Origin of the sequence: Streptomyces sp. NPDC001270 (genome assembly GCF_042896695.1) — a bacterium.
In the GTDB taxonomy this organism is placed as follows: Bacteria; Actinomycetota; Actinomycetes; order Streptomycetales; family Streptomycetaceae; genus Streptomyces.
In genome coordinates, this window is sequence record NZ_JBIAXM010000023.1 from 33,257 (window position 1) to 52,656 (window position 19,400).

The 19,400-nt window shown below is 73.2% G+C and carries 21 protein-coding genes; 17 read left to right on the top strand and 4 right to left on the bottom strand.

The annotated features are described in order from the left end of the window. Positions 1-54: 54 nt before the first annotated feature. The 13 genes from ACFY2B_RS31650 (at position 55) to hypE (ending at position 12,048) form a co-directional block, all read left to right on the top strand. Positions 55-1,839, top strand: coding sequence for a nickel-dependent hydrogenase large subunit (locus tag ACFY2B_RS31650; RefSeq protein ID WP_390766493.1), 1,785 nt, complete (start codon positions 55-57; stop codon positions 1,837-1,839). Continuing rightward, positions 1,836-2,384, top strand: a complete 549-nt coding sequence (locus tag ACFY2B_RS31655) for a hypothetical protein (protein WP_390766494.1) — start codon at positions 1,836-1,838, stop codon at positions 2,382-2,384. The genes ACFY2B_RS31650 and ACFY2B_RS31655 overlap by 4 nt, the downstream gene beginning before the upstream one ends. Next, positions 2,381-3,034 (top strand): DUF5947 family protein, encoded by a 654-nt coding sequence (locus tag ACFY2B_RS31660; RefSeq protein ID WP_390766495.1) that lies wholly within the window; start codon positions 2,381-2,383, stop codon positions 3,032-3,034. The genes ACFY2B_RS31655 and ACFY2B_RS31660 overlap by 4 nt, the downstream gene beginning before the upstream one ends. Further along, positions 3,031-3,711, top strand: a complete 681-nt coding sequence (locus tag ACFY2B_RS31665; protein WP_376533728.1) for a DUF6084 family protein — start codon at positions 3,031-3,033, stop codon at positions 3,709-3,711. The genes ACFY2B_RS31660 and ACFY2B_RS31665 overlap by 4 nt, the downstream gene beginning before the upstream one ends. Next, the gene (locus ACFY2B_RS31670; RefSeq protein ID WP_390766496.1) at positions 3,708-5,132 is read left to right on the top strand and encodes a hypothetical protein; all 1,425 of its coding nucleotides are present in this window, start codon (positions 3,708-3,710) and stop codon (positions 5,130-5,132) included. The genes ACFY2B_RS31665 and ACFY2B_RS31670 overlap by 4 nt, the downstream gene beginning before the upstream one ends. Continuing rightward, on the top strand, positions 5,129-5,665 hold the full coding sequence (locus tag ACFY2B_RS31675; protein ID WP_390766497.1) for a hydrogenase maturation protease: 537 nt from the start codon (positions 5,129-5,131) through the stop codon (positions 5,663-5,665). The genes ACFY2B_RS31670 and ACFY2B_RS31675 overlap by 4 nt, the downstream gene beginning before the upstream one ends. A 37-nt stretch (positions 5,666-5,702) precedes the next feature. After that, entirely contained in the window at positions 5,703-5,804 is a 102-nt protein-coding gene (locus ACFY2B_RS31680) for a DUF6893 family small protein (RefSeq protein WP_390766498.1), read from the top strand. Between the two features lie 178 nt (positions 5,805-5,982). After that, on the top strand, positions 5,983-6,378 hold the full coding sequence (locus tag ACFY2B_RS31685; RefSeq protein WP_390766499.1) for a hydrogenase maturation nickel metallochaperone HypA: 396 nt from the start codon (positions 5,983-5,985) through the stop codon (positions 6,376-6,378). A 2-nt stretch (positions 6,379-6,380) separates the two neighbouring features. Then, positions 6,381-7,133 (top strand): hydrogenase nickel incorporation protein HypB, encoded by a 753-nt coding sequence (gene hypB / locus ACFY2B_RS31690; RefSeq protein ID WP_390766500.1) that lies wholly within the window; start codon positions 6,381-6,383, stop codon positions 7,131-7,133. After that, complete coding sequence (gene hypF / locus ACFY2B_RS31695; protein WP_390766501.1) at positions 7,130-9,529, top strand: carbamoyltransferase HypF; 2,400 nt, start codon at positions 7,130-7,132, stop codon at positions 9,527-9,529. The genes hypB and hypF overlap by 4 nt, the downstream gene beginning before the upstream one ends. Positions 9,530-9,564: 35 nt before the next feature. After that, on the top strand, positions 9,565-9,867 hold the full coding sequence (locus ACFY2B_RS31700; protein WP_390766502.1) for a HypC/HybG/HupF family hydrogenase formation chaperone: 303 nt from the start codon (positions 9,565-9,567) through the stop codon (positions 9,865-9,867). Beyond that, a complete protein-coding gene (gene hypD, locus ACFY2B_RS31705) occupies positions 9,864-10,988 on the top strand; it encodes a hydrogenase formation protein HypD (RefSeq protein WP_390766503.1) in 1,125 nt (374 codons plus the stop codon). Before ACFY2B_RS31700 ends, hypD begins: the two co-directional genes overlap by 4 nt. Beyond that, complete coding sequence (gene hypE, locus ACFY2B_RS31710) at positions 10,981-12,048, top strand: hydrogenase expression/formation protein HypE (RefSeq protein ID WP_390766504.1); 1,068 nt, start codon at positions 10,981-10,983, stop codon at positions 12,046-12,048. Before hypD ends, hypE begins: the two co-directional genes overlap by 8 nt. Positions 12,049-12,067: 19 nt before the next feature. Here the strand turns inward: hypE and ACFY2B_RS31715 are convergent, their stop codons facing one another. Continuing rightward, entirely contained in the window at positions 12,068-12,535 is a 468-nt protein-coding gene (locus ACFY2B_RS31715) for a hypothetical protein (RefSeq protein ID WP_390766505.1), read from the bottom strand. 521 nt (positions 12,536-13,056) lie between these two features. Between ACFY2B_RS31715 and ACFY2B_RS31720 the strand changes: the two genes are divergently transcribed. Further along, on the top strand, positions 13,057-13,497 hold the full coding sequence (locus tag ACFY2B_RS31720) for an Lrp/AsnC family transcriptional regulator (RefSeq protein WP_390766506.1): 441 nt from the start codon (positions 13,057-13,059) through the stop codon (positions 13,495-13,497). Between the two features lie 55 nt (positions 13,498-13,552). On the opposite strand, the gene ACFY2B_RS31725 is transcribed toward ACFY2B_RS31720, so the two are convergent. Beyond that, positions 13,553-14,671 (bottom strand): PP2C family protein-serine/threonine phosphatase, encoded by a 1,119-nt coding sequence (locus ACFY2B_RS31725; RefSeq protein ID WP_390766507.1) that lies wholly within the window; start codon positions 14,669-14,671, stop codon positions 13,553-13,555. A 266-nt stretch (positions 14,672-14,937) separates the two neighbouring features. Here ACFY2B_RS31725 and ACFY2B_RS31730 point away from each other — a divergent pair, with 266 nt between their 5' ends. Further along, on the top strand, positions 14,938-15,852 hold the full coding sequence (locus ACFY2B_RS31730; RefSeq protein ID WP_390766508.1) for a GNAT family N-acetyltransferase: 915 nt from the start codon (positions 14,938-14,940) through the stop codon (positions 15,850-15,852). Positions 15,853-15,896: 44 nt separating this feature from the next. Next, complete coding sequence (locus ACFY2B_RS31735; protein WP_390766509.1) at positions 15,897-16,235, top strand: hypothetical protein; 339 nt, start codon at positions 15,897-15,899, stop codon at positions 16,233-16,235. A 302-nt stretch (positions 16,236-16,537) separates the two neighbouring features. Here the strand turns inward: ACFY2B_RS31735 and ACFY2B_RS31740 are convergent, their stop codons facing one another. Then, positions 16,538-17,425: a Gfo/Idh/MocA family protein gene (locus tag ACFY2B_RS31740; RefSeq protein WP_390766510.1), complete on the bottom strand. Its 888-nt coding sequence runs from the start codon at positions 17,423-17,425 to the stop codon at positions 16,538-16,540. A 167-nt stretch (positions 17,426-17,592) separates the two neighbouring features. Here ACFY2B_RS31740 and ACFY2B_RS31745 point away from each other — a divergent pair, with 167 nt between their 5' ends. Next, on the top strand, positions 17,593-18,411 hold the full coding sequence (locus ACFY2B_RS31745) for an SAM-dependent methyltransferase (RefSeq protein ID WP_390766511.1): 819 nt from the start codon (positions 17,593-17,595) through the stop codon (positions 18,409-18,411). A gap of 56 nt (positions 18,412-18,467) precedes the next feature. Here ACFY2B_RS31745 and ACFY2B_RS31750 read toward each other — a convergent pair whose 3' ends face one another. Continuing rightward, on the bottom strand, positions 18,468-19,388 hold the full coding sequence (locus tag ACFY2B_RS31750) for a helix-turn-helix domain-containing protein (protein ID WP_390766512.1): 921 nt from the start codon (positions 19,386-19,388) through the stop codon (positions 18,468-18,470). Positions 19,389-19,400: the final 12 nt, after the last annotated feature.

A 19,400-nucleotide genomic window follows, 5' to 3' on the forward strand; every position in this document is an offset into this window, starting at 1 on the left:
CCTCCCGTCCGCACCCCCCGCACCTCCCGCTCGCAGAAGGGCACGACTGACACCATGGCACCGACGAGCAAAGCGGCCCGCGACGGCAGCGGCCTGATCGAGATGTCCTGGGATCCGATCACCCGGATCGTGGGCAGCCTGGGCATCCACACGAAGATCGACTTCAAGCAGAAGCGGGTCGCCGAGTGCTACAGCACCTCGTCGGTCTTCCGCGGCTACAGCGTGTTCATGCGCGGCAAGGACCCGCGCGACGCGCACTTCATCACCAGCCGCATCTGCGGCATCTGCGGCGACAACCACGCCACGTGCTCGGTGTACACGCAGAACATGGCCTACGGGGTCAAGCCCCCGCACCTCGGCGAATGGATCATCAACCTCGGCGAGGCCGCGGAGTACATGTTCGACCACAACATCTTCCAGGAGAACCTGGTCGGGGTCGACTACTGCGAGAAGATGGTCAAGGAGACCAACCCCGGCGTCCTCGACCTCGCCGAACGCACCGAGGCACCGCACGCCGCGGACCACGGCTACCGCACCATCGCCGACATCATGCGCTCCCTGAACCCCATGGAGGGCGACTTCTACCGCGAGGCGCTCCAGGTCAGCCGCTACACCCGGGAGATGTTCTGCCTGATGGAGGGCCGCCACGTGCACCCCTCCACGCTCTACCCGGGCGGCGTCGGCACCAACGCCTCCGTCCAGCTCTTCACGGACTACCTCAGCCGTCTGATGCGGTACGTGGAGTTCATGAAGCGCGTCGTCCCGCTCCACGACGACCTGTTCGACTTCTTCTACGAGGCCCTGCCCGGCTACGAGGAAGTCGGCCGGCGGCGCGTCCTGCTCGGCTGCTGGGGAGCGCTCAACGACCCCGATCACTGCGACTTCACCTACGCCAACATGACGGACTGGGGACGGCACATGTTCGTCTCCCCGGGCATCATCGTCGACGGCAAGCTCGTCACCACCGACCTCACCGAGATCAACCTCGGCATCCGCATCCTGCTGGGCAGCTCCTACTACGAGGACTGGGCGGGCCGGGAGCAGTTCGTCACCCACGACCCGCTGGGCAACCCGGTCGACCCGCGCCACCCCTGGAACCAGCACACCATCCCCGCCCCGCAGAAGCGGAACTTCGAGGACAAGTACAGCTGGGTGATGTCGCCCCGCTGGTTCGACGGCAAGGACCACCTTGCCCTGGACACCGGCGGCGGCCCCCTCGCCCGGCTCTGGTCCACCGCCCTGGCCGGCCTGGTCGACACCGGCGGGGTGAAGTCCACCGGGCACAGCGTCGTCATCAACCTGCCGCGCACCATGACCCGGCCCGAGACCACCTTCGAGTGGAAGATCCCGAAGTGGAGCAACGCCCTGGAACGCAACCGGGCGCGCAGCTACTTCCAGGCGTACACCGCCGCCCTCGCGCTGCACTTCGCCGAGAAGGGCCTCGAAGAGGTCCGCGCCGGACGCACCCAGACCTGGGAGAAGTTCGAGGTGCCGGACGAGAGCATCGGTGTCGGATTCACCGAGGCCGTCCGCGGAGTCCTCTCCCACCACATGGTGATCCGCGACGGCAAGATCGCCAACTACCATCCGTACCCGCCCACCCCGTGGAACGCCAGCGTCCGGGATCCCTACGGCACGCCGGGCCCCTACGAGGACGCCGTGCAGAACACCCCCATCTTCGAGGAGAACCCGCCGGACAGCTTCAAGGGCATCGACATCATGCGCACCGTGCGCAGCTTCGACCCCTGTCTGCCGTGCGGTGTCCACATGTACGTCGGCGACGGCCGGACCGTGGAGAAGATGCACGTACCCACCGGCCTGAGCGGACTCGGCGGATGACCGCCACCGCCACTCCGGCGCACGCGGAACGGGCCGGCCGGCGCATCGAGGAGGTGCTCGACCGGCTCTCCGCCACCGGGGACCCGGCCGCCGTCGCGGCGGCCGAGGAACTGGTGCGCTCCCTCATGGAGTTCTACGGCGCGGGCCTCGCCCGGATCCTGGAACTGCTCTCCGCCCCCGAGGACCGTCCCCGCGCCGAGGCCCTGTACGGCGACGGACTCGTCGCGAGCCTGCTGCTCCTGCACGACCTGCACCCCGAGGACCTGAACGCCCGCATCGGCCGCGCCCTCGACAGCATCGACGGCGCCGGCCCCGACGCGCTCGAAGTCCTCGGTCTCGACGAGGCGACCGGAACGCTGCGGCTGCGCGCCGCGTCCGGCGGGGGCGGGGGCTGCGGCTGCGCCGCGGGCGCCCCGGACCTGCGACAGGCCGCCGAGGACGTGCTCTCCTGCTTCGCGCCCGAGGTCACGGCCGTCGAGGTGCGGCCGAGCGCCGGCGAGCCCGCGCTCCTGCAGATCGGCACCCGCCCCGGGACCGGTGCATGAGCGCGACCCCGGACCTGCCGACCCGCACCGGCCGCGGCCTGCGCCGGTTCCTGACCGAACGCCAGCCGCAGCCGGAACGCTGCGGACTGTGCGCGACCCCCGTGGCGGACACGGACCACCGCCACCTCGTCGACACCGAGCGGCGGGCCCTGGTCTGCGCCTGCGTGTCCTGCTACCTGCTGATGGAGCGGCCCGGCGCGGGCGGCGGCCGCTTCCGCGCGGTCCCGGCCCGCTTCCTCACCGACCCGGACCACCGTCTCGACGACCGTGCCTGGGACACCCTGCGCATCCCGGTCGGCGTCGCCTTCTTCTTCCGCAACGCCGCCCTGGACCGGCTCGTCGCCCTCTACCCGAGCCCGGCCGGAGCCACCGAGAGCGAACTCGAACCGGCGGCCTGGATGGCGGTGCTCGGCGAGAGCACCCTGGCCGGCCTGCTCGAACCCGACGTGGAGGCACTGCTGGTGCGCCGCACCGACGACGGCTGCGGCTGCTACCTGGTGCCGATCGACATCTGCTACGAACTCGTCGGCCGCATGCGGCTCCTGTGGCAGGGCTTCGACGGCGGGGCCGAGGCCCGGGCCGCCCTGGACGCCTTCTTCGCGCACGTCGAGGACCGGGCCCGGCCCGTCGGCACGCAGGAGGGCCCATGAGCCGGCTCTCCTTCGCCTGCACCGGAGTGCGCGCCGACCGCTACGCGGCCGGCCCCACCCTGGTGTTCCGGCTGCGGATCACCACCCCCGACGACGAACCCGTGCACGCCCTGGCGCTGCGCTGCCAGATCCGTGTCGAACCCGCCCGGCGCGGCTACGACCGCGCCGAGACCGACGGACTCGTGGACCTGTTCGGCGAGCCCTCCCGCTGGGGCAGCACCCTCCAGCCGGTGCAGTTCGCCCAGGTCCCGCTGGTGGTCCCCGGCTTCACCCGGGAGACCGAGACGGACCTGGTCGTGCCCTGCACCTACGACATGGACATCGCCGCCACCCGCTATCTCGACGCGCTCGACGGCGGTGACGTACCCCTGCTGATGCTGTTCTCCGGAACAGCGTTCACCGGCGCCCGCGGCTTTCGCGTCGAACCCGTCCCGTGGGACCGGGAGGCCACCTTCCGGATGCCGGTCGCCACCTGGCGCGAGATGGTCGAACAGCACTTCCCCGGCTGCGGCTGGATCCGGCTGCCCCGCGACACCATGGACGCCCTGCTGGCGTTCCGCTCGGGCCGGGCGCTGCCCTCGTGGGAGGCGACCGTACAGGCCCTGCTCGCGCGGGCGCAGGGCGCGCCCGCACCAGGACCCGTCCTCACCCGCACGACCGGAAGGACCGCTCCGTGAGCGTGACCGGGTTCGCCCCCGAGACCGAGGCGCGTCTCGCCGTCGCCCGGAAAGTGGCCGACGCCGTCCTCTTCGAGGGCTATGTGCTCTACCCCTACCGGGCCTCGGCCGCGAAGAACCGGCTGCGCTGGCAGTTCGGCGTGCTGGTGCCGCCCGGCTGGGGCGCCGAGTGCGAGGAGCACTCCTTCCAGCACACCGAGTGCCTGCTGGAACCCAAGGCGGGCGCCGCGCTCGCCGTCGAACTGCGGTTCCTGCGCGCCCGCCGCCGCACCGTCCAGCAGGCGGTCGCGGACGGCAGGTTCGAGACCGTCCCCGAACTCCGCCTCGCGGACCGGGTGCTGGTCCCCTGGGACGAAGGGGTGGAGGAGCGCGTCACGGCCCTCGTACCGGTCGCCGACCTCCTCGCCGGAGACGTCACCGTCGACATCGACCGGCCCGCAGGCACCGACCACGAGACCGCCCTCGACGCCGACGGCCGTCCGGCGGGCCGCACCGTCCACCGGTACGAGCCGCTGACCGGCCGGCTGCGGCTGACGGCAGCCGAACTCGACGGCCCCTACCGGGTGCTGCGACTGACCGCGGTCGCCGAGAACACCAGCGACTGGACCCCGCCCGCCGGGCACGCCGCCGACCGGGACGCGGCCCTGCCGCGCTCCCTGGTGGCCGCCCACCTCCTGCTGGCCGTGGACCGCGGCTCGTTCCTGTCGATGACCGACCCGCCGCAGTGGGCGAAGGGCGCGGTCGCCGCCTGCCGCAATCTGCACACCTGGCCGGTCCTGGCCGCCGAGCCCGGCCGCACGGACGTGGTGCTGTCCTCGCCGATCATCCTGGAGGACCACCCGGCCATCGCCCCCGAGAGCCCCGGCGCCCTGTACGACGCGACCGAGATCGACGAGATCCTCGCGCTGCGCACCGCCGCCCTCACCGACGAGGAGAAACGCGAGGCGCGGGGCACCGACGAGCGGGCCGCCGCCGTGATCGACCTGGCCGACTCGCTCCCGCCCGAGGTGCTGGAACGCCTGCACGGCGCGGTCCGCGGCCTGCGCGAGGCGACCCGGCCGCACACCGGGCCCGGCTTCCCCGACGAACACGGCGTGCCGCGGCCGGACACCCCGTGGTGGGACCCGGCCGCCGACGCCGGTTTTGACCCCGGCCACGACAGCGTCCTTCTCGACGGCCGGCCGGTGCGCGCGGGCAGCCGCCTCGTGCTGCGCCCCGGCGCGCGCCGCACCGACGCCCAGGACCTGTTCCTGCGCGGCACCGGTGCCACGGCCGAGGCCGTGCTGCACGACGTGGACGGCGTGGTGCACGTGGCGGTCACCGTGGACGGCGACCCGGGCGCCGACCTGCGCCGCGAACAGGGCCGCTTCCTGTACTTCCAGCCCGACGAACTCGCCTGGCCGCAGGACGGCGGCGGATGAGCGCGCCCACCGCGGACGGCCGGGTCCTCGTCGCCGGCATCGGGAACGTCTTCCTCCGCGACGACGCCTTCGGCGTGGAGACCGCCCGAGCCCTGGCCGGCCGCCCGCTGCCCGGCCACGTCGAGGTCGTGGACGTCGGGGTGCGCGGCGTGCACCTCGCCTACCAACTCCTCGACGGCTACGACACCCTGATCCTGGTGGACGCCACCGCACGCGGCGGATCCCCGGGCACCCTCTACGTCATCGAGCACGAGGACGCCGGCCGCGCCGAGGCGGCGGGCGTCCCGCTCGACGGCCACCGCATGACCCCGGACGCTGTGCTCGCCCTGCTCGGCACCCTCTGCGCCGGCACCGGCACCGCACCCCCGCGCCGCACCCTCGTCGTGGGGTGCGAACCGGCCTCGGTGGACGAGGGGATGGGGCTGAGCGCCCCCGTCTCCGCGGCGGTGCCGCAGGCCGTCCGGCTCGTCGAGGGCCTGCTGGCCGCGTCCCCGGCACCCGAACCGTGTCCACCGGCCGACGCTGTGAAATGAACGGCCGAAGCCGCGAAGCGAAGTGAGGAGAGACCCCATGAAGAAGATCGTCGTCGGTGCACTGGCCGCCGCGGTCGCCACGGTCGTCGTGCAGTCCCTGCCCGACCTCCGGCGCTATCTGAGGATCCGCAGCATGTGAGCCCCGTCCCGCGCTGCACCCCGCCTCGGCGGGGCGCTGCGGCAAACGACGTACGTGGCCCGGCCACGGCGGCGTGCCGGGCCGGCGGCCCGGCACCCCGCACCTCTAATGGGAGACGGCCGTCCGCTCACGAACGGCCCGCTCCGTGTGCACGTACGGCCCGTCGGGACGGAGGCAGATGCACGAGATGTCCATCGCGCTGGCGGTGATCGAGCAGGTGGCGGAGGCGGCCGAACGGGCCGGTGACGTCACCGCGGTGCGCTCGGTGCGGCTCCAGGTGGGCGAACTGGCCGGCGTCGTACCCGACGCCCTGGCCTTCTCCTTCGAACTGGCCTGCGCCGGAACCCTGCTGGAGGGCGCCGAACTGGTCACCGAACCCGTGCCCGGGCGGGCCCGCTGCGCGCCCTGCGGCCACGAATGGGCGGTCGGCATGCCGCCCCGGCTGAGCTGCCCGCGGTGCCGGGGCGCCAGCACCGACCTGCTGTCCGGCCGCGAACTGCGCATCACCGGGGTGCGCTGGGAGGACGGGACGACGACGGCACCCCCTTGTGAACCGAGCGTCGAGGAGCGCTGAACATGTGCCGTGCGGTGGATCTCCAACAGTCCGTGCTCGCCCGCAACGACGAGTCCGCGCAGGCCCTGCGCGCGCGCCTCGCGGCCCACGGCACCACGGTCGTCAACCTGCTCTCCAGCCCGGGCAGCGGCAAGACCGCCCTGCTGGAGCACGAACTGACCCTGGCCCGTGAGCGGTCCGTGCCGGCCGCCGCGCTCACCGCCGACCTCGCCACCGAGAACGACGCGGCCCGGCTCAAGCGTTCCGGGGTCCCGGTCAGACAGATCCTCACCGACGGGCTGTGCCATCTGGAGGCCGGGATGCTCGCCCGGCACATCGAGGACTGGCTGCCGGAGCCGACGCGGCTGCTGTTCGTGGAGAACGTCGGCAACCTCGTCTGCCCGGCCTCCTACGACCTCGGCGAGAGTCTGCGGGTGGTCCTGGCCTCTGTGACGGAGGGCGAGGACAAGCCGCTGAAGTACCCCACCGCCTTCGGCCTCGCCCACCTGGTGGTCGTCACCAAGACCGACATCGCCCAGGCCGTGGGCTTCGACGAGGAGGCGTTCCGCGCCCACGTCGAGCAGGTCAACCCGGGCGTCGAGGTGGTGCTGACGTCGGTGCGCGGACAGCAGGGGCTTGGCATCCTCCTGGAGCGGGCCCTGGCCGCCGCCGACGGCACCCCGCCGCACACCCCGGTGATGGCCCGCCGCCCGCACGAGCACGCCGGGCACTCCCACGGCGGTCACACCCACGCCACGGTCCCGTCGCACTCGTGAGCGTCACCGGGGCCGCCGAGGGGACGGCGCTGCGCCGCCGGGTCGTCGTCCGCGGTGTGGTGCAGGGCGTCGGCTTCCGGCCCTACGTCCACGGCCTTGCCACCTCGCTCGGCCTGACCGGGCACGTCACCAACACCCCGGACGGGGTGGTCGTCGAGGTCGAGGGCGCCCCGGACACCGTGGGCCGGTTCTGCGCCCGGCTCGCGCCGGACGCCCCGCCGCTGGCCCGCGTCGACGGCGTCGACCACCAGGACGTGCCGGTCGCCGGCGACGGCGCGTTCGCCATCCTCGCCTCCCGCACCGGCGGCCCGGCCGGCGCCCTCATCCCCCCGGACACCGCGACCTGCGCCGCCTGTCTGCGCGAACTCGCCGACCCCGCCGACCGGCGCCACCGCCATCCCTTCGTCAACTGCACCCACTGCGGCCCCCGCCTCACGATCGTCACCGGCCTGCCCTACGACCGGCCGCACACCACCATGGCCCGCTTCCCGATGTGCCCCGGCTGCGCCCGCGAGTACGCCGACCCCGCCGACCGGCGCTTCCACGCCCAGCCCGTCGCCTGCCCGGACTGCGGTCCACGGCTGCGCCTGCTCGTCCGCCGCCCGCACCCCGGCGCCGCCCCCGAGGAGGTCGCCGAGGCGGACCCGGTGACCGAGGCGCGGCGGCTGCTGGCGCGGGGCGCGGTCCTCGCGGTGAAGGGGCTCGGCGGCTACCACCTGGCGTGCGACGCCACCGATCCCGGGGCCGTCGCACTGCTGCGGCAGCGCAAGGCGCGGGGTGACAAGCCGTTCGCGCTGATGGCCCGCGGCCTCGACGACATCGCGCACCTGGTGTCGCCGGACGAAGCGGAACGCGAACTGCTCGCCGGCCCGGTCCGCCCCATCGTGCTGCTGCGCCGCCGCGCCGGCACCGCGCCCACCGGTCCGCGCCCGGCGGACCAGGTCGCCCCCGGCAGCCCCGACCTCGGCGTGATGCTGCCCTACACGCCGCTGCACCACCTCCTGCTGGGCCTGCCCGGCGACCCCGAGGGCCCCCGGCTGCTGGTCATGACGAGCGGCAACGTGTCCGGTGAACCGATCGTCACCGACGACGGGGAGGCCCTGGAACGCCTCGCCGGCCTGGCCGACGCCTGGCTCACCCACGACCGGCCGATCCATGTGCCCTGCGACGACTCGGTGGTGCGGGTGTGCGACGGGCAGCCGCTGCTGGTGCGCCGCGCCCGGGGCTATGCGCCGCTGCCCCTGGACCTGCCCCTGTCGGTGCGCCCGACGCTCGCGGTCGGCGGCGACCTGAAGAACGCGTGCTGTCTCGGCGTGGGACGGCGGGCCTGGCTGTCGGCGCACATCGGGGACATGGACGACCTGGCCACCCAGCGCGCCTTCGGCCGCGCGGTGGCCCAACTGGAGTCGATCACACCGGTGCGGCCCGAGCTGCTGGCGGCCGACCGGCACCCGGGCTACCGCTCCGCCCGGTGGGCCGTCCGCAATGCCGCCGGACGGCCGGTGGTCCGCGTCCAGCACCACCACGCGCACATCGCCGCCGCGATGGCCGAACACGGACTGGACGGCGGCAGGCCGGTACTCGGCGCGGCATTCGACGGCACCGGACACGGCGACGACGGAGCGGTGTGGGGCGGGGAGTTCCTGCTCGCGGACTACGCCGGTTTCACCCGCGTCGGACACCTGGCCTACGTCCCCCTGCCGGGCGGCGACGCCGCGGTGCACCGGCCCTACCGCATGGCCCTCGCGCACCTGCGCGCGGCCGGCCTCGACTGGTCCGCCGACCTGCCCTGCGTGACCGCCTGCCCGCCGGTAGAACGCGGCGTGCTGGCACGGCAGTTGGAGCGCGGCATCGGCTGCGTGCCCACTTCCAGCATGGGCCGTCTCTTCGACGCGGTGTCGTCCCTCGCCGGCGTGTGCCACCAGGCCGGGTACGAGGCCCAGGCCGCCGTCGAACTGGAGGCCGCCGCGCTGTGCGCCCCCGCCGCGGACACCGCTGCCTACGCCTTCGCCGTGCGCGCGGCGAAGGCCGGTGACGGGCAGCCCGGTGACGGACCGCTGCGGGCCGACGCGGCGCCCGTCCTGGCGGCGGTCGTCGACGACCTGCGGGCGGGCGTGCCCGCGGCGACCGTCGCGGCCCGCTTCCACCGGGCCGTCACCGGACTCGTGCACCGCGTCTGCCTGTTGGCCCGGGACCGGCACGGCGTGGACACCGTCGCTCTCACCGGCGGCGTGTTCCTCAACTCCCTGCTCTCCTCGGCCTGCGCCGCGGTCCTCGCGGCGGACGGCTTCACCGTGCTGCGCCACCGCCTGGTCCCGCCCGGCGACGGCGGCCTGGCTCTGGGGCAGCTGATGGTGGCCGCCCGGGCGGCCGGCCCCGGCGACACGACCCCCTGACGACCGACGCACCACCCCACAGCGAGGAGAGGCCCATGTGCCTGGCGGTACCCGGCAGAGTGCTGGACATCGACGAACGGGACGGCACCCGGGTGGCCACCGTCGATTTCGGCGGCGTGGTCAAGGAGGTGTGCCTGGAGTACCTGCCCGACCTGAAGGTCGGCGAGTACGCCATCGTGCACGTCGGTTTCGCGCTGCAACGGCTCGACGAGGAATCGGCCCGCAAGACACTCGAACTCTTCGCCGAACTCGGCATGCTCCAGGAGGAGTTCGGCGACCCCTGGGAGGCCGCCGCGGACGCGGGCACCGCACACACCGGCGAGGAGGCACGGCAGTGAAGTACATCGACGAGTTCCAGGACCCGGAGCTGGCCCGCCGGCTCCTCGACGAGATCCACGCGACGGTCACCAGGCCCTGGGCGCTGATGGAGGTCTGCGGCGGGCAGACGCACTCCATCATCCGCCACGGCATCGACCAGCTCCTGCCCGAGCAGGTCGAGTTGATCCACGGTCCGGGCTGCCCGGTCTGCGTCACACCGCTGGAGGTCATCGACAAGGCCCTGGAGATCGCCTCCCGGCCCGAGGTGATCTTCTGCTCCTTCGGTGACATGCTCCGGGTGCCCGGGACGGGCCGCGACCTGTTCCAGGTGCGCGGGCAGGGCGGCGACGTACGCGTCGTCTACTCGCCGCTGGACGCCCTGCGGATCGCCCAGCGGCACCCGGACCGCGAGGTGGTGTTCTTCGGCATCGGCTTCGAGACCACCGCGCCGCCCAACGCGATGACCGTCCACCAGGCCCGCAGGCTCGGCATCCGCAATTTCAGCCTGCTGGTCTCGCACGTCCGGGTGCCTCCCGCCATCAAGGCGATCATGCGCTCGCCGAGCTGCCGGGTCCAGGCGTTCCTCGCCGCCGGGCACGTGTGCACCGTCATGGGCGTCGACGAGTACCCGGAGCTGGCCCGGCGCCACCGCGTGCCCATCGTCGTCACCGGCTTCGAACCGCTGGACATCCTCGAAGGCGTACGCCGCACCGTGACGCAGCTGGAACGCGGCGAGCACACCGTCGAGAACGCCTACCCGCGGGCCGTCCGCGCCGAGGGCAACCCCGCGGCCAGGGCCATGCTGGAGGACGTCTTCGAGGTCACCGACCGGCCCTGGCGGGGGATCGGCGTGATCCCCGGCAGCGGCTGGAGGCTGTCCGAGAAGTACCGCGCCTACGACGCCGAACTGCGCTTCAGGGTCGACGGCATCCGCACCCTGGAGCCGGCCGAGTGCCGCAGCGGCGAGGTCCTGCAGGGCCTGCTCAAACCCCACCAGTGCGAGGCGTTCGGCACCCGCTGCACCCCGCGCACCCCGCTCGGCGCCACCATGGTCTCCAGCGAGGGCGCCTGCGCCGCCTACTACCTCTACCGACGCCTGCAGAACACGCCCGCGCCCCGGGAGGCGAGCCCCGTTGCCTGACACCACCGACACCCTGGACGTGACCGGCTGGACCTGCCCGGCCCCGCTGCGCGACCAGCCCCGCGTCGTCATGGGCCACGGCGGCGGGGGCACGCTCTCCGCCGAACTGGTCGAGCACGTCTTCGCGCCCGCGTTCGGCGGGGCGGCCCTCGCCGAGCTGGGCGACGCGGCCGCGCTGTCCCTGGGCGGTGTCCGGCTGGCCTTCTCCACCGACTCCTTCGTGGTGCGGCCGCTGTTCTTCCCCGGCGGCAGCATCGGCGATCTCGCCGTCAACGGCACCGTCAACGACCTTGCCATGAGCGGCGCCGAACCCGCCTACCTCTCCTGCGGATTCATCCTGGAGGAAGGGGTGGAGATCGCCACCGTGGCCCGGGTGGCCGAGGCGCTCGGCGCCGCCGCGCGCACGGCGGGCGTGGAGGTCGCGACCGGCGACACCAAGGTGGTCGAGTCCGGGCACGGCGACGGGATCTTCGTCAACACGGCCGGCATCGGACTGATCCCGGCGGGCGTCGACCTGCGTCCGGCCCGGGTGGTGCCCGGCGACGTGGTGATCGTCAGCGGGCCGGTCGGCGTGCACGGCGTGGCCATCATGAGCGTGCGCGAGGGCCTGGAGTTCGGCGTGGAGATCGTCAGCGACTGCGCGGCGCTCGGCGGTCTGGTCGCGGACATGCTCGCCGTCACCCCGGACCTGCATGTGCTGCGCGATCCCACCCGCGGGGGACTGGCGGCCTCGCTCAACGAGATCGCGGCCGCCTCGGGCACCGGTGTCGTCATCACGGAACGCGAGGTGCCGGTCCCGCCGGCCGTGGCGGGCGCCTGTGCCGTCCTGGGCCTCGACCCGTTCTACGTCGCCAACGAGGGCAAGCTCGTGGCGTTCGTGCCGCGCGAGCACGCCGACGCCGTACTGGCGGCGATGCGCCGGCATCCGCTGGGCGCGCAGGCCGCGATCATCGGCGAGGCGGTGGCGGACCACCCCGGCATGGTGGTGGCCCGCACCGGCCTGGGCGGCACCCGGGTGGTCGACATGCCGCTGGGGGAGCAGTTGCCGCGGATCTGCTGAGCGCGTCGGGCCGCCGGGTTCACGCGGACTTCGGCGGTCCGAGGACGGCCAGGGTGCCGTGTGCCTGGCGCAGGGCCACCTCCACCGCGGTGGGCGCGTGCAGCGCGCCGGAGCCGTCCGGCGGGACCAGCCATTCCATGAGCCCGGCCGGACGGTACGGCGGCGGCACCGCGACCCACGCGCCCTTGCCCGCGTGCCGCAGCCCGGCCCCGACCCACCGGCTGCCCGGGTCGGGCGGCAGGAAGAACCCGACCCGGCGGGATCCTCCGTCGGCGAGCGTGGGGCCCGGCACCGGCAGGGCCGGACTCCACAGCAGGTCGAGGGCGAGCATGCCCAACTCGTCGGGGACGCTGAGCACATCCCAGTAACGCCCCGCCTTCAGCAGCGCGACACCGTCGCCCTGGTCCCACTCCCGCTTGCAGGCCCGCGGGTCGCAGGAGGCCGCCGCCAGCCACTCCACGCCCCGCATCCACATCGCATCCGCCATCTGCTTCTCCGGATGCCGGGTGCACGAGGTGACCGCACGGTGCGGCACACCAACCCGGCATATGCATCCTGGTAGATATTTCTAGGCCGGGTAGGGGCGGTGTGCCCGGCGATTCAACGAATGAGCCGGTTGACACGTGAATCGATGATCCGATCAATTGATTCAGTCGCATGCTGGGATTGAGGCGAATGATTCGGTCGTAGGCTTCCCCTATTCCGTCGCCTCCTCGTTCGGAGTACGTCATGGACCGCACTCGTCCGCGTCACCTCGTCGCGCGGGGGCGCGCGGAGGCCCGACGGCGCAATCCCGTGGGAACACGTGCTCACCGACGACGCGTCCGCCCGGATGACGAAGCTGCCCGAGCGGCTCGCGGCGGGCGGCGCCCGGGCGCCGCCCCGAGACCACCGGACAGGACGTGGACACCCGTACCGAGGTGTTCGCCGCCTCCCTCGCCGAACTGACCGACCGAGACCCGCCGTTAAGGTGGGCCGGAGCCGGGCCGACGGCGGGAGAGGACGAACGTGGACGAGATCGACCGGGCCATCCTGCGCGAACTGCAGACCGACGGACGCATCGCGTATGCCGACCTGGGCCCCAAGGTCGGCCTGTCCGCCTCGGCGGCCCGGCAGCGCCTGCAACGGCTCCTGGACTCCCGGGCCGTCCAGGTCGTCGGCGTCACCGACCCGATGGCCATGGGCGGCCAGGCCATGGCCCTGCTCGGCATCGGCGTGGACGGCGACCCGCGCGCCCTCGCCGACGCGCTGGCCGCACATCCCGAGGTGATCTACTCCGTGCTCACCTCCGGCGGCTTCGACCTGTTCGCCGAGGTGATCACCCCCGGTCCGAAAGAGCTGCTCGACTTCGTCAACGACGTCGTGCGGCCGATCGACGGTGTCCGCCAGATCCAGTCGTTCCCGTACTTCGGCATCCACACCCAACGCTTCCTGCGCGACGTGGGCTGAGCCGTCCGGGGCGGCGTGGACCGGCGGCGGCGCGTGGGCGAACGCCGTGCGCCCGTCAGCCGCCGCCGGCGATGGCCGGCAGCGGGGTGAGGACGAGCATGGTGGTGTCGTCCCGGATCGCTCCGCAGTGCTCCAGGAGGTCGGCCCACAGCCGGGCGGTCAGCACGGCCGGGTCCTCGGCCGCGAGCCCGCGCAGCCGCTCGGCCAGCGGATAGAAGGCGCCGGACGTGTCCCGTGCCTCCCACACCCCGTCCGAGGCCAGGAACAGCCGGTCGCCGGGACCCAGCTCGACCGTGGCCTCCTTGGGCGGCCGGACACCGAACGGATCCACGCCCAGCGGAATACCCGGTATGACCAGGATCTCGCCGGCCTGCCCGTCGCGCAGCAGGATCGGCGGCGGATGCCCGCGGACCGCGATCCGCACCGTGCGGACGTCGCCGGAGAACTCCAGCAGCACGGCCGTGGCGAACAGCTCGGCGCCGCGCGGCCCCACCGCGTCCGCCGTGAGCCGCCGGTCCATGCGCGCCGCGACCCCTTCCAGGTCCGGCTGGTCGAGCACCGCCTCCCGGAAGGCGCCCAGCAGCGACACCACGGTCGGCACGGTCGTGAGCCCGTGCCCCTGGACATCGGCCATCACCGCCCGGACCCCGTACGGGCCGTCGCGCACGTCGAAGAAGTCGCCCCCGACCAGAGTCCCGCTCTGGGCCGCCCGGTACAGCCCCCAGCACCCGACGTCCCCGACCCGGTCCGGCAGCGGCGGGACGACGGCCCGCTGCACGGCCTCCGCGACCGTCTGCTCGGTGACCAGCTGGGCGTCGCGGTGACGGGACACGTAGGCGACGAACACACTCAGTACGGCGACGAAGACGATGGTGAGCAGATCGGTGTTGCCCGGCTGGTTGAGATGCGTGGCCGGCACATTGAGCACGATCACCACCAGAGCGCCCATCACCGCCGTGAGCAGCGGCCCGTACGACAGGACGGCGAGCGGCGGGATGGCCCCCAGCAGGAAGCCGATGTCGAGCGCGTTGTGGCTGAGCAGGGTGGCCGTGGTCACACCCGCGAGCAGCACGACGGGCAGCACCCGCACCCAGCGCGGCGGCGGCGCTCCCCGCAGCCACCCACGCTCCTCCCGGTACCGGCGCCACCGCCGGACTCGGACCGTCGTCGTCACACGCCCACGCTACGCCCCGCGCCGCGGTACCCGGTCGCCCGCGAGGTGCCACGGACGGGCCGGCCGGGCAGCCGCCACCGGCGGAAAAACAGTGGACGCGGACCGACGCCCGCCCCTAGCTTGGGCCCCGCACGCCCAAGGAGACCACGGAAGGAGGCGAGAGCCATGCGGTTCACCGTCACCCAGCGCTCCCTCCCCGTAGCCCCGGCGTGCCACGTCTGACCTGACCGGGAGCGCTGCCTCAGCCACGCATCCCGGAGGAATCCATGACCGATCCGGTCATCCAGACCCTCGACGAGCACACCGTCCACCTCTTCGACGCCCTTCCCGATCCGCTGCACGCGGCCGAGGCGCACCGGCAGACCCGGCACCGCCCCGACTGGAAGCGGGTGGCCCTGCGCGACGGCACGGTCGTGGCGCGAGCCGCCTGGTGGGGCGGACCCGACGACCCCCGGCCCCGCACCGTCGACTGGTTCGACGTGGCCGAGGGGGAGGAGGCGGCGGGGGCCGAACTGCTGCGGTCCGCGCCCTGGCCGGTCGACGACCTGGAGTTCAGCCTGCCGGCCGGCTGGCGGGACGAACCCGCACAGCGGACCGCCGCCGAGACCCGCTTCGCCGCCGCGCGGGCGGCCGGCTACCGGCACCTGGTGGACCGTTACGTCTACCGCTGGACACCCCGGTGCGGCCTGCCCGAACGGCCGGGGCGGCTCGTCCACCGCGCCGAACCCGACGACGCGGTGTTCTTCGACGCCCTGCGCCGTATCCACTCCGTCACCCTGGACGCCCACGCCCGCAGGGCCGTCGCCAAGGGGGGAGTGGAGCTGGCCGCCCAGGAGGAGATCGACTTCTTCCGTTGGTGCCCGTCGCCGCGCGAGTGGTGGCAGGTCGCCCACACCCCGCAGGGAGAGCCCGTCGGCATCCACATTCCCGCGCACAACCCGGAACGGCCCTGCATCGGCTTCATCGGAGTCCTGCCGGAACAGCGCGGCCACGGCTACGGCTACGACCTGCTCGCCGAGTGCACCCACTTCCTCGCCGAGCGGGGCGCCGACACCATCGCCGCCGCGACCGACCAGGGCAACCTTCCGATGGCCGGGCACTTCGCCCGGGCCGGATACCCCGTCCTGCGTGAACGGGTGCATTTCCAGATCGACACCGCAGTCGTTGGCAGGGGCGAGTGACAGCCTGACGGCGGGCTAATCGGTGACGGACGGCGGAGGCGGGCATGGGGTTCGAAGGCGATGTCTGGTACGTGCGCAGCGGGGACGAGTCCGTCGGTGAGATCCTGATCGACGACGCCGACTTCCCGTGGCTGTCCGGTCGCTTCGCCCCCGGCCCCGCCTTCGCCCGCGTCCGGGAGCTGTTCGCCCGCGAACTCGCCCTGGCCGACGCGGACGGCGAGTGGCACCGGGAGCAGTGGGAGAGCGTCCAGCAGGAGATCCGCCGACAAGTGTCTCTCGTCTCCCCGGACGGCCCGGTCCCCGAGTTCCTGCTGCACATCGCGGGGGGCCGGGCCTGGTTCCGGTGGAGCGACGAGCCGTTCGCGGCGGCGCACGGCGGCTAGCGCCGAGCAGGGCGTCGCGGATGTAGCCGCGGCCGGTGGGGGAGGCCATCTCGTCGAGGAACTCTCCGGCGCGAGTTCTTGTACGGCGGTGTGCACGGCTGCCTGGACCCGGGCACTTCGCCCACCGGGGCGCACCATGTGCCGCCGCCGGCGTCCTGGCCGCCACCTTCCTCATCCGCCTCGCCCCCGCCCCCACGTCACCGTCTACGTTCGCCCGGCGGTCCTCCTCGCCGCCCATTCGATCGCGATCATGTTCACCGCGCAGACGGCCCGCCCGCGCAGCCAGCCCGGGGCCGGGCCGGTCAGCCGGCCCGCTCGGCCAGCAGGGATTCGGCGGAGCTGAGGATCTCGGTCGCCCGGAGGGCGAAGGCTGCGTCGCACGGATGCGGCCGGCCCGTGCGCGCCGCTTCGTGCAGCGCGTCGATCGCCCGGCCGAACGCCGGGAGGCCGCCGTCCGCGCTGCTCGGCAGTTCCGTCACTCCGGCCTCCCCGCGCAGTTCAACGGTGGTGCCGGCCGCCGCTGTCGGGGCCGTGAGGCTCAGCGTCAGCGTGCTGGAGGCACCGCCGAGGTGATCGAGGACCACATGCGCGGTGTCCCCCGGCCCATGGGCCGCGGCGGTCACCTTTCGTACGTCACCCAGCACCGGCAGCAGCACGGACAGGGCATGCGGCCCGACGTCCCAGAGGGCGCCCTTCTCCTTCCGCCACGGCGACGCCCCGAACGGGCTGTCGGTCCGGAACACCGAACCCAGCCACTGCGCCCGCGCGGTGAACCAGCCGCCCTTGTCCGCCTGCTCCGTGATCCAGGCGTCGATCTCGGGCTGGAACCGGGAGGTGAAGAACACCACGGAGGCGACCTCGGACTCCCGGGCCGCCGCCACGACCGCCGCGCCGTCCGCCACCGTGGTGGCCAGCGGCTTGTCGAGCAGCAGATGACACCCGGCGCGGGCGGCCCGCACGGCGAGCGGCGCCTGGACGTCCGGCGGCAGCGCCACGGCGACCGCGTCCGAGTCGGCCAACAGGGCGTCCACATCGTCGTAGGCCCGGGTGCCGTGCTGCCCCGCGAGTTCCGCGGCGGCGTCCGCGCGCCGCCCCCACACTCCGGTGAACTCAACCTCGTCGTGCCCGCTCAGGGCGGGGGCGTGGACCATCTGGGCCCAAGGGCCGGTGCCGAGCAGTCCGATGCGCATCGCGCTGCCTTTCCAGGGTGCCGAACGTGACGACCGGCGCGGACCGCCGATCTCGGGTGAGGGTTTCACAGATCGTCCGTTCGTGGGCTACCACGAGGACCCGCCCGGTCCCTAGGATGTGTCCCTTGCGGTCACGGCCGACCGACGCGGGTACGCATGGGGGAGCGATGAACACGGGGAACAAGCCGTCCAGGGAGATCGACCCCACCGTACCGACGGCCGCGCGCATGTACGACCACTACCTCGGCGGCAAGGACAACTACGCGGCCGACCGCGCGGCGTGCGAAGCACTCGACCGGGTGGTGCCCAGCACCCGGCGGCTCGCCGTCAACAACCGCCGCTTCCTGCGGCGCGTCGTGCGGACGCTGGCCCGGGACTACGGCATCCGGCAGTTCCTCGACCACGGGTCCGGGCTGCCCACCCAGGACAACGTGCACCAGGTCGCCCAGTCCGTCGACCCCGCGTCCCACGTCGTCTACGTCGACAACGACCCCATGGTGCTGGTCCACGGCCGGGCACTGCTGGAGCAGGACGAGCGCACCGCCGTCATCCAGGCGGACATGCGGGACACCGACGGGATCTTCGCGCACCCCGACACCCGGCGGCTCGTCGACTTATCCCAGCCGGTCGCCGTGCTGTTCGTGTCGGTCATGCACTGCCTGCCGGACAGCGACACCGACGGTCCGCGGGCCCTGTCCCGCCGGGTGGCCGAGCGCCTCGCCCCCGGCAGCTTCCTGGTGATGTGCCAACTGGTCAGCGAGGACGCCGAAGTCCGCAGATTCGTCACCGACTTCATGGACCAGACCACTCAGGGGAACTGGGGCCGGGTGCGGCAGGAGAAGGACGTCGCGGAACTCTTCGAGGACCTGGAGATCCTCGAACCGGGCCTCGTCGAGGTGTCGACCTGGCGGCCCGACTCGGAGGTGGCACCCCGCCAGCTCACACACGAATGGATCGAGTTCGGCGGCGTGGGCCGCATCGGCTAGGCGTTCCGCGGCACGAGGGCGGGCGGTGCCCGTGCGGCCCCGTCCGCCCGGTGCGTTCAGGTTCCCGAGTAGCGCCGCGCCAGGATCAGGCTCAGCAGGTCGACGGACTGCCGCGGCTGCAACGCCTCGTCGGCGAGCCGGTCCAGGACGACCCGGTACTCCTCGGTCTCGTCCCGGTCCTCAAGGAAGTGCGCGCTCCTGATGTGTTCCAGATAGACCACGTCGGGCAGGTCCGTCCCGCCGAACCGCAGATAGGTGACCGGGATCGCGGGCGCCGAGGCGTTCGTCACGTCCAGCGGGACGATCTGCAGGGTGACATGGGGCCGCTGCGCCATCCGCAGCAGGTGCTCCAACTGCTCGCGCATCACCTCGGGGCCGCCGAGGACGCGCAGCAGCACCGACTCGTCGATGATCACCCATAACCGGGGCGCGTCCGCACGTCCCAGCAACTCCGCCCGGCGCATCCGCAGTTCCACCCGACGGCGCACCTCTGTCTCGGACGCCGTGGGAAGGCCGCGCCGCACCACCGCGCGGGCATAGGCGGGAGTCTGCAACAGGCCGGGAACGTACTGGATCTCGAACGTACGGATCGCGGCGGCGGCCTCCTGCAGGCCGACCAGCCGGTCGAACCACTCCGGCATCAGCCGCTTGTCGTACCGCTGCCACCAGCCTGGCTCCCCGGCCCGCCGCGCCAGCCTGAGCAGCACCGAAGCCTCGTACGCGTCCGTGCCGTACAACGTCAGCAGGGCCCGGACATCGGCCTCGGACGGAGGCCGCCGACCCTTGCCCGCCTCGATGCGGGACAACTTCGCCGCACTGAAGCCGAGCCTCCGCGCCGCCTGTTCCTGGGCGAGCCCCGCGTCCTCACGGAAACCCGCCAACTGGACGCCGACCAGCATCTTCAGCAAGGTCGGGGCGGGCTCGGACCGGTTCAGATACGGTTCCAGGCGGGAGACGCGAGGGGACTCGGCTGACATCCATGCTCCCGG

Excerpts from the sequence above, each read along its gene's own strand:
- ACFY2B_RS31685 (WP_390766499.1), top strand. The coding sequence starts at position 5,983 with ATGCACGAGATGTCCATCGCGCTGGCGGTGATCGAGCAGGTGGCGGAG.
- ACFY2B_RS31655 (WP_390766494.1), top strand. The coding sequence starts at position 1,836 with ATGACCGCCACCGCCACTCCGGCGCACGCGGAACGGGCCGGCCGGCGC.
- ACFY2B_RS31700 (WP_390766502.1), top strand. The coding sequence starts at position 9,565 with ATGTGCCTGGCGGTACCCGGCAGAGTGCTGGACATCGACGAACGGGAC.
- hypB (WP_390766500.1), top strand. The coding sequence starts at position 6,381 with ATGTGCCGTGCGGTGGATCTCCAACAGTCCGTGCTCGCCCGCAACGAC.
- ACFY2B_RS31715 (WP_390766505.1), bottom strand. The coding sequence starts at position 12,535 with ATGGCGGATGCGATGTGGATGCGGGGCGTGGAGTGGCTGGCGGCGGCC.
- ACFY2B_RS31665 (WP_376533728.1), top strand. The coding sequence starts at position 3,031 with ATGAGCCGGCTCTCCTTCGCCTGCACCGGAGTGCGCGCCGACCGCTAC.
- ACFY2B_RS31750 (WP_390766512.1), bottom strand. The coding sequence starts at position 19,388 with ATGTCAGCCGAGTCCCCTCGCGTCTCCCGCCTGGAACCGTATCTGAAC.
- ACFY2B_RS31735 (WP_390766509.1), top strand. The coding sequence starts at position 15,897 with ATGGGGTTCGAAGGCGATGTCTGGTACGTGCGCAGCGGGGACGAGTCC.
- ACFY2B_RS31660 (WP_390766495.1), top strand. The coding sequence starts at position 2,381 with ATGAGCGCGACCCCGGACCTGCCGACCCGCACCGGCCGCGGCCTGCGC.
- ACFY2B_RS31680 (WP_390766498.1), top strand. The coding sequence starts at position 5,703 with ATGAAGAAGATCGTCGTCGGTGCACTGGCCGCCGCGGTCGCCACGGTC.
- ACFY2B_RS31745 (WP_390766511.1), top strand. The coding sequence starts at position 17,593 with ATGAACACGGGGAACAAGCCGTCCAGGGAGATCGACCCCACCGTACCG.
- ACFY2B_RS31730 (WP_390766508.1), top strand. The coding sequence starts at position 14,938 with ATGACCGATCCGGTCATCCAGACCCTCGACGAGCACACCGTCCACCTC.
- ACFY2B_RS31740 (WP_390766510.1), bottom strand. The coding sequence starts at position 17,425 with ATGCGCATCGGACTGCTCGGCACCGGCCCTTGGGCCCAGATGGTCCAC.
- ACFY2B_RS31650 (WP_390766493.1), top strand. The coding sequence starts at position 55 with ATGGCACCGACGAGCAAAGCGGCCCGCGACGGCAGCGGCCTGATCGAG.
- ACFY2B_RS31675 (WP_390766497.1), top strand. The coding sequence starts at position 5,129 with ATGAGCGCGCCCACCGCGGACGGCCGGGTCCTCGTCGCCGGCATCGGG.